Here is a 12,484-nt window from a genome sequence, read left to right as displayed (position 1 = left end):
CCGGTTTTGGGCCGTGGGTCGTCAGGCCCGGAAAAGCGGTCGCTCACTCCGGGTGCGTGGAATTGCCTGTCCAGATGTCGGGTTTTCGGGCACGCGGTTGCGCGTCCCCCTGTGCGGGGGACGTGGACCGGGCCCGGTGCGGGCGGCGGCGACGGGACCCGGGGCGGGACGGCGGCGCGGCAGCGCTGCGTGGCCGGCTCGTCCCGGCCCCGGATCCTTCAGGAGGCCCGGCGGGAGGGGGGTTCCCGGCGGGCGGTGACCGTGGGGTGCGCGGTTCAGCCGGCCCGGCCGGACCAGGCCAGCAGCCGGTCCGGGGTGAGCCTGCGGTACAGCGGCGACCAGTCGGCCGGGGCGTCGCCGGGCTCGTTGTAGAGCTCGAACGTCTTGCCCACCGCCTCCGGCACCCGCAGAGCCTGCACACAGGCCTCCGCCACGGCGCCCCGGGAGACCCAGCCGTCGCCCCGGTCGTCCTGTTCCAGACGGACGCCGCAGCCGGCGAAGGGGTCGTCGGTCAGCCAGCTCGGGCGTATCACCGTGTACGGCAGCCCGCTGGCGCGCACGGCGTCCTCGCCGCGCAGCCGCCAGTCGAGCAGCCGGCCGTAGGAGTTCATCGGGTGTTCTCGCCGGGTCACGAAGATCTGGCTGACCAGCACGAAGTGCGGGCGTTCACCCTGTGCGGTGGCCGCGGCGAGCACATTGCGCACACCGTCGTACATCGTGGTCTCGGGGCTGTCGGGGCCCGAGTCGGCCGTGCCGGGTTCGACGGTGAACACCACTCCGGCGCATCCCCGTAGCGCCGGAGCGAGCGTGTCGGCGTACCGGACGTCGGCCCGGTGCAGTTCCACTCCGAGTGGCAGTCGGCCGCTCTGCGGCCTTCTGCTCACCACTCGTACGCGATGGCCCTGTTCGGTGAGCCGCCGGGTGATGCGCGTGCCGAGCCGGCCCGCCCCGCCCACGACGGCGATGGGGTTCTGCATGGGTCCCCTCCCTGGTCGACGCCTCACACCCAGCGCAGGATGTCCTCGGCGCTCCTGAGTTCGGTCCTTGCGGGCAGTCCCGTCAGCGCGGGCACCCTCAGCCGCGGGTACACAGTCACCCCGCAGAGTCGCGATCCCGGCCAGAGCACGGCGCCGTCGCCGATGGCCGAGTACCTCTCCAGCCGGATGGGCCGGGCGCGCTCGGAGCACACCTCCGCCATCGGGCCGACGTAGCTGTCGGATATGTCGGCGTAGCGGCCGACGACCGCGGACTCGCCGACGGTGGAGCGCACCACGGTGCTGCCCTCGCGGACCTCGGCTCCGTCGCCGATGTCCGCGTGCTCCAGGCGCACACCCCGGCCGATCTCCACGTCCTCGCCGATCCGGACGCCGGGGCCGATGACCACCGAGCCTTCCTCGATCTTCTGGGCGAGGGTGGTGCCGGTGGCGTCGTCCTTGGTCCGCAGGCTGCTCTCATGGATCCACAGCCGTCCGGAACCGTCCTCGGGGCGGTCGGTCAAACGATTCATCTGCTCGTACGCGCCGTTGAGCACGAGCCGTACGGTGTCCAGGTAGTCGGGCACGTTGCCCATGTCGCCGAGCCTGCCGATGGTGTGGGTGGCCACGGGGTGCCCCTGCTCGACCAGGTGCGGGAGCAGATCGCCACCCACGTCGAGGCGCTGGTGGGAGCGCCGGAACAGCTCGGGCTCACGGGCCAGCAGCCGCAGGCGGGCACAGTCGACGAGGTACATGCCGGCATTGGTCGGCAAGGTGGCCGCCGGGTCCTGTGCGGTCTGCGGGAACAGCTCGCGCAGCTCGCCCTCGGCCGGCTTCTCCACGAAGCCGCGCACCAGCCCGGACTCGTCGGTGCGCATCACTCCGTACTTGCGGGCGATGTCGGCGGCGGTGCGGGCGACCGAGGCGACCGTCACCACGGCGCCCTGTTCCTCGTGGGTGCGGGCCATGGACGCGAGGTCGAAGTCGAAGAGCGAGTCGACCGGCAGGACCAGTGCCCTCCCCTGGAGGTCCCACTGCTCCAGATTGTGGAGCGTCGCGCCGGCGGAGCCGACGTTGTAGCGGTCGAAACGGGAACGCGAGTACGTGATGCGGACGCCGTAGCGTTCGCCGTGCCCGAGCAGCAGCTTGATCTGGTTGCGGTTCTCCAGGCCGTGGGTCACCACGTAGAAGCGGCGGATCCCCTGCTCCCGGCAGGACTCCAGCACCCACTCGACCAGCCGTCGGCCGACCAGCGGAATCAGAGCCTTGCTCCTGATGTAGTCGGCGGACTCAAGAGTGATCGGTTTCGCCCGTTCGCCGCGACCGCCGGCGAGAAGGATGCCGACGATTTCAGACTGCGTGCCCATCACGCCCCCATCGTGTTGAGTCAGTGCGTCCCTTTGGCCTTACGGCCACTTGACGTCGTCCTCCGGACCCATCGGGATCTCCTCGGAAGTAATCGTCTGGGCGACGGTGGTATCGGTGCTGTGCTTCGGAGCGAACTCCGGAATCACGGTCGCACCCATCAGCGCCAAGGTCAGAGAAAGACCGCCGGTAATGCAGCTAACGACGGCTCGTTTCTGCTTCATTTACCTCTCCCGTTGACCGAAATCGTGCTTTGCTCTCGCCTCGAGAATCATGCCTTGCCGAGGGGGGCGGGCAGGGGCTTGGGTAGCATCGACATTGCGCAATGTAGAAACCGGAAGGGGGGCCATATGTGCAGAAATCCGGACATACATCCGCAACCTAACGTCGTACGGCTGTGCGACGAAGGTTTGGAGCGCTACCGGCAGGCCTTGGTTCATGGCCCGTTACGTGGTGAAGTACCCGATTGCCTCATCGAGTTGGGGCTACTGCGCCCCTTGGCCGAAGACCCGACCCTCCTGGACGCCGTGCCACCGGACCTGGCCAGCAGTGAACTGCGCCGGCCCATCGAGCGCGCGGTGCTCGTCCAGCAGCACACCATCGCCGCCATCCGCGACTCGCTCGCCGTCGCCGAGGACGTCTACCACAAGGAGGGCCGCGGCGCGGGCACGGCCGTACGGCTGCTGCGGGGGCCGGATGTCATCGAAGCCGCGCTGCAACGCGCCCACGACGGCCTGGAGTACGAGGTGCTCACGGCCAAGCCCGGCGGCGCCCGGCCGCCCGAGACCTTGGCCCGCGCTCTGCCGGACGACCTCGCCCGGCTCAAGCAGGGCATCAAGCAGCGCACGCTCTACCAGCACACCGTGCGCACGCATGGCCCCACCCTCGCCTACATCGAGAAGGTCACGGCCGCCGGAGCCGAAGTGCGCACCCTGGACGAGCTGTTCGACCGGCTGATCATCTTCGACCGTGCCGTGGCCTTCATCCCCGACCCCGTGCTCGACGTGAACACCACCGCCCTCGCCATCGAGCACCGCGCGATCGTGGCCTACCTGGTCGGCGTCTTCAACCACGCCTGGGAGCGTGCCGAGCCGGTGAGCATCACCCAGGAGCAGATCCGGCCCCCGCTGATGACCGACGAGACCCGTCGGGCCGTCCTGCGCCTCATGATCGAGGGGTACACCGACTCCGCCATCTCCAAGCGCCTCGGCATCAGCACCCGGACCGTCTCGGCCCACATCAAGAAGGCGTCCGAGGCGCTCAACAGCCGCAGCAGAGCACAACTCGCCTACCTCCTCGCCAAGTCCTCCCTCATAGACGACATCGGGCTGTGATCCGTTCCGCCGCGGTCAGCGGCGGTGCTCGTCGATGGCCGTCATCGACAGCCGTCCTCCGCGCACGGTGTGCCGCGTCCGCCGCAGCCGCAGTGCCAGCTGCACTTCCAGCGACCGGCCCGGCTCCTGCCAGTGCGGGCCGAGCAGCTCGGTGATGCGCTCCAGCCGGCGCGAGACGGTGTTCGGGTGCACATGCAGGCTCTCCGCGGCCCGCCGGGGCGAGCCGCCCGAGGCGAAGTACGCCTCCAGGGTCCTCGCCAGCTCGGTGTCCTGCCGGGCGTCGTAGTCGAGGACCGGGCCGATGGTGTCCGTGATGAACGCCGCGGTGTCCGGGTTGTCCGCCAGCACCAGGCCCAGAAAGCCGAGATCCTGCGGCGAGGCGCTGCCGCCGGCCCCGCCCAGCGCGGTCAGCGCGTCCAGACACCGCCGGGCCTCGGCATACGCGCGGTGCACGGCCCCGGGCTCGGTCACCGGCCCGGCCGACCCGACCGTCACCGGATGACCGAGGGCCGTGCGCAGCGCGTCGGAGGCGTCCCGGCCCGCCGCCGAAGGGTCGCTGCCCGGCAGCGCCAGCACCAGACAGCCGCCGTCGGTGGTCTTCAGACCGGCGTGTCGATGCGCGTAGGAGGACGCCCACACCAGGGCCCGGCCCGGTGGCCCGCCCTCCGGCCGCACGGCCAGCACCACATGCGGCTGGTCCAGATCGACGCCCAGCCGGCGGGCCCGGCGCTGCACCTGCTCCAGCGAGCGCGGCGGGTCGCGCAGCAGCTCGGCCAGCAGTTCGTCGCGCCCGTTGCCCTCGGCGTCCGACGCGGTGGAGCGCAGCCGCAGCAGGACGGCCGTGGACTGTGCGACCGCCTCCAGCAGTCGCGGCGCGCATAACTCGAGGCCGGTGCCCGGAGCGAGGATCAGCGTGCCGACGACCTCCTCGCCCGCGACCGCCGGACACACCCACAGCCCGCCGTCGCTGCGGACCGCGCGGCGCGTCTCCTGCGCCTGCAACATCCGCCGGTACAGTTCGCCGTCCTCGACCGGCGGGAAGCCGTCCGTCACCGCGAGGGTGCGCCCGGCCGCGTCGCGCACCAGCAGCGCGCCGTCCAGCTCGGCCGCCGCGCTCGCCGCCAGCTCCGTGATGTCGCAGCCGCGCAGCACCATGTCGATCAGCCGGGTGTGCAGCTCCTCGGGCCCCGGCTGCGCCGCGCCCTCCGCGACGCGCGGCCCGCCGGCCCGTGACCCACGGCCCCGCGACCTGGTGGGCGCCTCGCCCGCCAGCTCCTGCAGCCGCGCCTTCTCGATCGCGAGGGCGGCCAGGTCACCGAGGGCCGACATCAGGGTGATCTCGTCCGGCGTGAAGTGACGTACCGCGCGATCGGCGACGTACAGCGTGCCCAGCACGGTGCCGCCCTGCTTCAGCGGCACCGCCAGCAGGGCGTGCAGGCCGTCCTCGCGGATGGTGTCGTCGAGCGCGGGGGCGTGCGGGAACCGCTTGTCGGCGAGATAGTCCGGGGTCCAGAACGGCGCCGAGCGGGCGGCCGCCGTGGGGCCCGCGCCCGCGGCCGGCGGCACCGAGAAGCCGACGGTCAGGGCGGTGGTACGGCCGTCGGTGGTCACCACGAACGACCGGCCGCCGGCCGGGGAGGTCAGATTGACCCAGGACGTGTCGCAGTTCAGCAGCAGCCGGGCGCGCCGGGCCACCACCCGCAGGAACTCGTCCACGTCGTAGGGCAGGGTCAGTTCGCGGGTGGTCTCCATCAGCGCGGCCAGACCCGCCTCGCGCTGCCGGCGCCGGGCGAACAGCCCCTGCACATCGCGCGCCAGCCCCTCCGCGGGCTCCTTGTACGGCTCGGCGTCGGCCTCTTCGCCGGGCTCTCCCTCGGCCTCTTCGCCACGCAGCGGTGCCGGGGCGGCGCCCGGGCGGCCCGTCCGTGCCGGCTGCGCCTCCATGGCCAGGATCTCCAGAAGTCCGAGCAGCCCGTCGCGTACGAGACGGTCCTCGTCCGGCACCGTGTGTCACCCCCAGCCAGGCCCTGGCGGACAGGGGGAATCCGCACCGGGCCTTTGTGAACCTAGAGTGCTCCCGCGGTCACCGTCAACATTGGCCGGAACCCTTCGCTCCGCCCCTTTTTGACGTGGCATCACCGCAGGTGGGAGGCAGTCGGGTGGCGCAAGCACCACCCGGCGTCCGAATGCTGTTGCCTAAACACCTTCCCCCGCCGCCGCCGGGCGGGCAGCCTCGGTGCGCAGGGCCGTTCGACAAGGCGGCGGGGAGAGCGGTGCGCAGGGGTGGCGACGAAGGGAAGCGGGCGTTCATGCGCCGAGTGGGGGAGAGGGACGACACGGACATACTGCTGCGGACCGAAGGGGCGCCCGACGTCGGGCGGGCCCCGGCGCGTCCGCCGACGGAGGACGGCGTACGGCGTTGAGACCGGCCGGGTCGCGGCGTACGGAGCCAGGACCGTGCGGGCACCGCGAGTGCCGTGCGGCCGCCTCAACTGCCGGGCACCGCGGTCAGGGTCTGGTCGCGGAAGCCGGGACCGAGGTGCAACTGGTCCAGGCGGATGCCCTGCCGGCGCAGGGCGGCCAGCTCCGAGTGGCCGCGGACGTGCTCGTTCAGCAGGGTGTCGCCGCGCAACCCGGCGACCGTCAGACGCCGTTCGGCCAGCTCGGCCGGCACGGTGTGCGCGGTGTTCCAGCCGACGAGCGCGGTCAGATGGCGGGGCGTGGACATCGTCCACAGCAGCTTCGGCGGCTGGGCGCCACCCGCCCTGAGCACCCGCCACCAGCCGTCGTCCAGGCGTTCCTCACGCATCCGGAACAGCACCCGGGCCAGCGCGAGCGAGGCCTGCACCCGGCTGCCGCCGGCATGGCGCCCGTCCAGGCGGGCATTGACCGCCGCGTCGATCGCCCCCACCGGGACCGACGTCACGGCGGTACCGGACGGCAGCGGCAGCCCGCGCGCCAGCGCCTGCTCCAGCCCGGCGAAGCAGGCCTCCAGGACCCTGCCGTAGGCCTCGGGCGTGGTCACCGGAGCCGCGTCCACCCGAAGGCCCCGGCCGAGCGCCTCGGCGATGGCGGCGAGGCCCTCGGTGTCCGGCACGATCCGCACCAGCAGGTTGGGCCGGCCGACCGCGAGCGCGGCGTCCGGGTCCAGCGCCGCGGAGACCAGACCGGCGCGCCCGTCGCAGGACAGGTGCGCGGGCAGCAGCGCGTCGCACAGGGAGCGGACCTCCGCCACCGACACGGCCGCGCTGACCAGCCCCTGGAAAGAGTCCGGGGCACCGGTGACGAGCCGTCGCAGCGTGGCGACGGCGGCCGGGGCGCCGGGGCTGTCCGCCAGCCACACGGCAACACCCTCGGCTGCGAGTTGGGCCACAGCGGTGGCCGCGGACGGGCAGAGCATGCGAACGGAGCGTAGAGGAGGCCAACCGGCTGCCCAAGAGGTGAAGGCTGTGAAACCACTGTGACTTTCCGCTGGAGGGAGTGGAGTCGAGGTCATGAATCCGTTCGGAGCCACCGCGGCGACGCGTCGGGCACCCCGTCCCGGGGTGTGGACCGCGCGGGGCACCAGGGTGAGGCGATGAGCCTGTCCGGCTACGAGGCCTACCGCAACGAACTCACCGCACTCGCCCGGCACGACGGCCGGGTCGTGTGCCTGGACGCCTCACCGGGGCGCACCGACCACCCCTTCGAGCTGCGTCACCCCGACCGCTTCTTCGGCCTGGCCGGCGTCGCCTCCGCGATGGTGGACGTCGTCTCGGGCATGGTCGCGGCCGGGTTCCGCCCGTTCGTCTGCACCGGCCCGGGGCCCCGCGGCCTCGGTCCCGCGGGCAACCTGGGACTGCGTGCCCGGCTGCTCGAGGCCGGCGCGAGCGTGGTCACGCCGTACGCCGGTTTTCTGGAGGACTATCAGGTGTTGCGGCGCCTGGAGGGGGTGACACTGGCCGCGCCCTGCGGGGACGCGGAGACCCGGGCGGTCGTCCGGGCCGCGGCCGCCACGGACCGGCCCATCCACATCAGAGTGGGCACCGTGCCGCGCCCCTACTGGCCACGCCCCGACCTCGTGCCGGGCGCGCTGACCCGGCCCGTGGCCTGGGAGTCACCGGGCCACGGCGACGAGGACACCGTCTGTCTGGTCTCGGTGGGCGAGTACGGCACCGGCACCGCCCGTGCCGCCCGCGCCCTCGCGCCCTGGCTCGCCCATGCGCACCTGGTGTACCTGGACGACCGCAACCTCGCGGTGGCCGCGGCCGAACTGGCCCGCAGCCACAGCCGTTTCCTGATCGTCGGCGCCCGGACCTGCACCCGGGGCATGGCCGACGCACTGGCCCGCCATCTGCCCGACGCCTACGTGGACATCGCCCCGGCGGCCACCGACGGCGACGGCAACGGCGTCACCGAGACTCTCCGCGCAGCCGACCGCGCGGCAGGGTACGGGGTCCGCCGGATCGTGTGAGGCGGGCGGGGCGGCGAGCGGAGCGGGAGGTGCTCCGGCCCCGAGGACGAGGCGCCATGACAGCGGGGCCACGCCCCGATGCCTGGCGCCACGCCCTCCAACCCGCCTGGCCCCGGGGGGGGGGGAGATGACCTGATGGAATCGGCGGCGTGGACTTCTTGAGGATCGCGCCGATCGAGACCGCCCGACTGAGCCTCGTACCGCTCGCGGTCGAGCACGCGCGGGAGATGGCCGAGGTGCTCTCCGACCCGGCGCTGCACGCCTTCATCGGAGGCGCCCCGCACTCGGCCGAGGCGCTGCACGCCCGCTACGAGCGCCTGGTGGCCGGCTCGCCCGATCCGTCGGTGACGTGGTGGAACTGGGTGATCCGGCTCCGGGAGGAGGGACGCCTGGCCGGGACGGTGCAGGCGACGGTCTCCGACTCCGAGCGCGGGCCCGTCGCCGAGGTCGCCTGGGTGGTCGGTACGCCCTGGCAGGGACGCGGTGTGGCGACGGAGGCCGCCCGAGGCCTGGTCGCCTGGCTGCCGGAGCGAGGCGTGCGGGTGGTCCGCGCCCACATCCACCCGGAGCACCACGCCTCCGCGGCCGTCGCTCGTGCCGCCGGCCTGACGCCCACCGGCCACTGGCACGACGGCGAGATCGGATGGGAAGGCCCGGCGGGCGGTCCTTAGTCGGAGATGACCGCCGTACGGTGCACCCACTCGCTGTCGTGGGCCGCCCGGTGCATGAAGGCGGCGACGTCCGCGCGGCTGATCGTCGGGCTGCCCTTCATCGGCAGCCGGTCGTCCGCGTGGTACCGGCCCAGCGCCGGGCCGTTGGTCAGCCGGGTCGGGTAGACCAGCGTCCAGTCCAGGCCGCTGGAGCGGATGTCGTCGTCGGCGATCTCCTTGTCGGCGTACAGGGAGCGCAGCAGCGTGGCGTACATCAGCTTCTGCGTCAGGCTCGACCACGGGAAGGTGTGACCGACACCGAAGGACGACAGCCACACCAGACGCGACACGGCGGTCTCCTCGGCGGCGGTGAGCGCGGCCGCCGAGGCGCGGGTGAACAACCCGTCGGCGACCACGGACCTGCCCCGGCCGAGGGCGGAGACGAGGGCGTCCTGCCCGGCCAGAGCGCTTGAGACGTCGGAGCGGGAGGTCGCGTCCCCGGTCAGCACGGTCACCCGATCGGCCAGCTCACCCAGTCCCGCCGGGTTGCGGACCAGGGCGGTGACCTGGTCGCCGGACCGCAGGGCCGCATCGACGACATGGCGGCCGGTGGGACCGGTCGCGCCGAGGATCAGGAGCTTCATGCACTTCTTTCCTGTGGAGGAGCGCCCGCGCTCCGTTCGCAGCGGGAGGGCGGGCCGACGGCTCAGGGCCAGACCAGGCAGTACGGCTGATGCCCCGCCTCGTGCAGCCGCTTGGAGAAGTCCTGCCACTCGTGCAGCAGCTGGTACACGTTGAACGCGTCCCGCGGGCCGCCGCGGTCCGGGACCGTCGACCAGATGAAGGCCGCCGCGCCGACGGCCTCCTCGCCGATGTCGCGCAGGGGGTCGACGACGGTCATGGGGAGCTTGACGACGGCGTAGTCGGGGTGGAGGACGACGAGTTCGAGCGGGGGGACCTTGTGCAGGGGGACGCCCTCGATGCCGGTCAGGACCATCGCGGCCATCGTCTCGGGCTTGATCTTGGTGAACATGCCGTTCATGCCGAGCTCGTCGCCGCCGAGTTCCTCGGGGCGCATCGAGATCGGGACGCGGGCCGCGGTCGCGCCGTCCGGCGCGCCGAAGTACTTGTACGTCACCCCCACCCGACCACCATTCCTGCTCCCCGCCCGGAGCCCTTCGACGCGCTGGTCGATCCGCTCGGGCTCCCTGTGCCCGCCCTGGGCCTGTCGTGCCTCGGTCGTTTCCTCCGCGTCGCGCCGGTGCCTTCCCCGCCGGGCACGTCGAGGACCCAGATCGTCAGTCCCCTCGCCCAGTCCGCCACCGCGATGCATATCTCCACCCGACTGCTTTTCTAGGACGCGTGGCCCCCGCCGCGCAACCCGATCATCGTGTCAGTGACCTCCCCCACGGTTGCCCGCCGAAACGTGCGGTGGGAACTCCTGTCCGCAGGATCTTTGCAGCCCCTGACAACGATCGTCCGAATGACGTGTGTGTGTCAGCTCTCAGTTTCGCAGATGCATTCCCCGGCGGTGGAGGAGTGATCAACCCCGCCCGCGCCATACCCTGAACACGTCACTGCCCACCGGAGTCCGAGAAGTCGGAGAAGTCGCAGGTCATGAGCGAACTGCCATATCCATACGAAGCACCCGTCTCGCAGGCGCTGTTCGACCGTGCGGCGGCCGTCACGCCGGGCGGTGTGAACTCCCCGGTGCGGGCCTTCCGTGCCGTGGGCGGCACGCCCCGGTTCATGGTGTCCGGCACCGGGCCGTACATGACCGACGCGGACGGGCGCGAGTACGTCGACCTGGTGTGCTCCTGGGGCCCGATGATCCTCGGCCACGCGCACCCCGAGGTCATCGCCGCCGTGCAGGAGGCCGTCGCGCGCGGCACCTCCTTCGGTACGCCCGGTGAGGGCGAGGTCGCGCTCGCCGAGGAGATCGTCGCGCGGGTCGAGCCGGTCGACCAGGTGCGGCTCGTCTCCAGCGGCACCGAGGCGACCATGTCGGCGATCCGCCTCGCCCGCGGGTTCACCCAGCGGTCCAAGGTGATCAAGTTCGCCGGGTGTTACCACGGGCACGTCGACTCGCTCCTCGCCGCGGCCGGCAGTGGCCTCGCCACCTTCGCGCTGCCCGACACCCCCGGCGTCACCGGTGCCCAGGCCGGCGACACGATCGTGCTGCCGTACAACGACCTTCAGGCCGTGCAGGAGGCCTTCCACCGGCACCCCGGCGAGATCGCCTGTGTGATCACGGAGGCCTCGCCCGGCAACATGGGCGTCGTCCCGCCGCTGCCCGGCTTCAACCAGGGCCTGAAGGACGCGTGCGAGAAGAACGGCGCGCTGTTCATCTCCGACGAGGTCATGACGGGCTTCCGCACCAGCCGCGCCGGCTGGTACGGCGTCGAGGGTGTCGTCCCCGACCTGATCACCTTCGGCAAGGTCATGGGCGGCGGCTTCCCGGCCGCGGCCTTCGGCGGGCGCGCCGACGTCATGGCCCACCTCGCCCCCGCCGGGCCCGTCTACCAGGCCGGCACCCTCTCCGGGAACCCGGTCGCCACCGCCGCCGGCCTCGCCCAGCTGCGGCTCCTCGACGACGCGGCCTACGACACCCTGAACGGCGTGTCGAAGCAGATCCAGGCGCTCGTGACCGAGGCGCTGACCAAGGAGGGCGTGGCCCACCGGCTGCAGACCGCCTCCAACATGTTCTCGGTGTTCTTCACCGACCGCGAGGTGCGCGACTACGAGGACGCCCGCCGCCAGGAGTCCTTCCGCTTCAACGCGTTCTTCCACTCGATGCTGGCGCAGGGCGTGTATCTGCCGCCGTCGTCCTTCGAGTCCTGGTTCGTGTCCACCGCGCACGACGAGCGCGCGATCCAGCGAATCGCCGACGCCCTCCCGGCGGCGGCCCGAGCCGCGGCGGAGGCCACCGCGTGAGCAGCGAGAAGGACATCACCGTCGTCCATGTGATGCGGCACGGCGAGGTCGCCAACCCCGACGGCATCCTCTACGGCCGTCTGCCCGGCTACCACCTCTCCGAGCTGGGCCGGAAGATGGCCGAGCGGGTCGCCGACCATCTGGCCTCCCGCGACATCACGTACGTCTGCTCCTCCCCGCTGGAGCGGGCGCAGCAGACCGCGACGCCGATCGCCAAGGCGCACGGCCTGGACATCGCAACGGACGCCCGGCTGATCGAGGCGGACAACGTCTTCCAGGGCAAGACCTTCGGCGTCGGCGACGGCGCCCTGAAGAAGCCGGCCAACTGGAAGCACCTGGTCAACCCGTTCAAGCCGTCCTGGGGCGAGCCCTACGTCGACCAGGTGGTGCGCATGATGGGCGCGCTGGACGCCGCCAAGGACGCCGCGCGCGGGCACGAGGCCGTGCTGGTCAGCCACCAGCTGCCGATCTGGATCGTGCGCTCCTTCGTCGAGAAGCGGCGCCTGTGGCACGACCCCCGCAAGCGGCAGTGCACGCTCGCCTCGCTGACGTCCTTCACCTACGACGGCGACCGGATCGTCTCCGTCGGCTACAGCGAGCCGGCCATCGACCTGGTCCCCGCCCACCTCCGCGCCGGCGCCAAGCCGGTGAAGGGGAAGGACAAAGCCTTCGGGGCCTAAGGGGCTGATCGTTACAAAACCGGGAAATAGCATCGGAACCCCCGCGTTCGTCGTGCCCTCTGAGTGAGTGACCACCTCAGAAGAACGACGAACG

At 72.1% G+C, this 12,484-nt stretch carries 12 protein-coding genes; 5 read left to right on the top strand and 7 right to left on the bottom strand.

Translation table 11 applies throughout. From position 1 onward, the window contains the following. Positions 1-275: 275 nt before the first annotated feature. From RKD23_RS16315 to RKD23_RS16305, 3 genes are read right to left on the bottom strand one after another with little or no spacing between them, the layout of a single operon-like run. Positions 276-977 (bottom strand): SDR family oxidoreductase, encoded by a 702-nt coding sequence (locus RKD23_RS16315; RefSeq protein ID WP_399649323.1) that lies wholly within the window; start codon positions 975-977, stop codon positions 276-278. A 23-nt stretch (positions 978-1,000) separates the two neighbouring features. Next, positions 1,001-2,341, bottom strand: a complete 1,341-nt coding sequence (locus RKD23_RS16310) for a sugar phosphate nucleotidyltransferase (RefSeq protein WP_424854322.1) — start codon at positions 2,339-2,341, stop codon at positions 1,001-1,003. A 39-nt stretch (positions 2,342-2,380) separates the two neighbouring features. Beyond that, complete coding sequence (locus tag RKD23_RS16305; RefSeq protein WP_424854321.1) at positions 2,381-2,563, bottom strand: hypothetical protein; 183 nt, start codon at positions 2,561-2,563, stop codon at positions 2,381-2,383. Between the two features lie 273 nt (positions 2,564-2,836). Here RKD23_RS16305 and RKD23_RS16300 point away from each other — a divergent pair, with 273 nt between their 5' ends. Further along, a complete protein-coding gene (locus RKD23_RS16300) occupies positions 2,837-3,673 on the top strand; it encodes a LuxR C-terminal-related transcriptional regulator (protein WP_424854320.1) in 837 nt (278 codons plus the stop codon). A 15-nt stretch (positions 3,674-3,688) separates the two neighbouring features. Here RKD23_RS16300 and RKD23_RS16295 read toward each other — a convergent pair whose 3' ends face one another. Both RKD23_RS16295 and RKD23_RS16290 read right to left on the bottom strand, forming a co-directional pair. Continuing rightward, the gene (locus RKD23_RS16295; RefSeq protein ID WP_424854319.1) at positions 3,689-5,677 is read right to left on the bottom strand and encodes a helix-turn-helix domain-containing protein; all 1,989 of its coding nucleotides are present in this window, start codon (positions 5,675-5,677) and stop codon (positions 3,689-3,691) included. A gap of 484 nt (positions 5,678-6,161) precedes the next feature. Then, the gene (locus RKD23_RS16290) at positions 6,162-7,073 is read right to left on the bottom strand and encodes a hypothetical protein (protein WP_424854318.1); all 912 of its coding nucleotides are present in this window, start codon (positions 7,071-7,073) and stop codon (positions 6,162-6,164) included. Positions 7,074-7,250: 177 nt separating this feature from the next. Between RKD23_RS16290 and RKD23_RS16285 the strand changes: the two genes are divergently transcribed. Together RKD23_RS16285 and RKD23_RS16280 are read left to right on the top strand one after the other, a co-directional pair. Next, a complete protein-coding gene (locus RKD23_RS16285) occupies positions 7,251-8,126 on the top strand; it encodes a transketolase (protein WP_424854317.1) in 876 nt (291 codons plus the stop codon). 149 nt (positions 8,127-8,275) lie between these two features. Then, on the top strand, positions 8,276-8,797 hold the full coding sequence (locus RKD23_RS16280; RefSeq protein ID WP_424854316.1) for a GNAT family N-acetyltransferase: 522 nt from the start codon (positions 8,276-8,278) through the stop codon (positions 8,795-8,797). Here RKD23_RS16280 and RKD23_RS16275 read toward each other — a convergent pair. Further along, the gene (locus RKD23_RS16275; RefSeq protein WP_424854315.1) at positions 8,794-9,420 is read right to left on the bottom strand and encodes an NAD(P)-dependent oxidoreductase; all 627 of its coding nucleotides are present in this window, start codon (positions 9,418-9,420) and stop codon (positions 8,794-8,796) included. The two genes, RKD23_RS16280 and RKD23_RS16275, sit on opposite strands and share 4 nt — an antisense overlap. Before the next feature lie 62 nt (positions 9,421-9,482). Beyond that, positions 9,483-10,109: a hypothetical protein gene (locus RKD23_RS16270; RefSeq protein ID WP_404044021.1), complete on the bottom strand. Its 627-nt coding sequence runs from the start codon at positions 10,107-10,109 to the stop codon at positions 9,483-9,485. A gap of 284 nt (positions 10,110-10,393) precedes the next feature. Between RKD23_RS16270 and hemL the strand changes: the two genes are divergently transcribed. Both hemL and RKD23_RS16260 read left to right on the top strand, forming a co-directional pair. Further along, positions 10,394-11,710, top strand: coding sequence for a glutamate-1-semialdehyde 2,1-aminomutase (gene hemL, locus RKD23_RS16265; RefSeq protein ID WP_424854314.1), 1,317 nt, complete (start codon positions 10,394-10,396; stop codon positions 11,708-11,710). A 32-nt stretch (positions 11,711-11,742) separates the two neighbouring features. Next, the gene (locus RKD23_RS16260; RefSeq protein WP_424858255.1) at positions 11,743-12,390 is read left to right on the top strand and encodes a histidine phosphatase family protein; all 648 of its coding nucleotides are present in this window, start codon (positions 11,743-11,745) and stop codon (positions 12,388-12,390) included. Positions 12,391-12,484 lie beyond the last annotated feature (94 nt).

Source organism: Streptomyces sp. SAI-170 (assembly GCF_049739565.1).
In the GTDB taxonomy this organism is placed as follows: domain Bacteria; phylum Actinomycetota; class Actinomycetes; order Streptomycetales; family Streptomycetaceae; genus Streptomyces.
This window is presented reverse-complemented; position numbering and strand designations above follow the sequence as displayed.

Excerpts from the sequence above, each read along its gene's own strand:
- RKD23_RS16260 (WP_424858255.1), top strand. The coding sequence starts at position 11,743 with ATGCGGCACGGCGAGGTCGCCAACCCCGACGGCATCCTCTACGGCCGT.
- RKD23_RS16310 (WP_424854322.1), bottom strand. The coding sequence starts at position 2,341 with ATGGGCACGCAGTCTGAAATCGTCGGCATCCTTCTCGCCGGCGGTCGC.
- RKD23_RS16290 (WP_424854318.1), bottom strand. The coding sequence starts at position 7,073 with ATGCTCTGCCCGTCCGCGGCCACCGCTGTGGCCCAACTCGCAGCCGAG.
- RKD23_RS16275 (WP_424854315.1), bottom strand. The coding sequence starts at position 9,420 with ATGAAGCTCCTGATCCTCGGCGCGACCGGTCCCACCGGCCGCCATGTC.
- RKD23_RS16270 (WP_404044021.1), bottom strand. The coding sequence starts at position 10,109 with ATGCATCGCGGTGGCGGACTGGGCGAGGGGACTGACGATCTGGGTCCT.
- RKD23_RS16285 (WP_424854317.1), top strand. The coding sequence starts at position 7,251 with ATGAGCCTGTCCGGCTACGAGGCCTACCGCAACGAACTCACCGCACTC.
- hemL (WP_424854314.1), top strand. The coding sequence starts at position 10,394 with ATGAGCGAACTGCCATATCCATACGAAGCACCCGTCTCGCAGGCGCTG.
- RKD23_RS16305 (WP_424854321.1), bottom strand. The coding sequence starts at position 2,563 with ATGAAGCAGAAACGAGCCGTCGTTAGCTGCATTACCGGCGGTCTTTCT.
- RKD23_RS16315 (WP_399649323.1), bottom strand. The coding sequence starts at position 977 with ATGCAGAACCCCATCGCCGTCGTGGGCGGGGCGGGCCGGCTCGGCACG.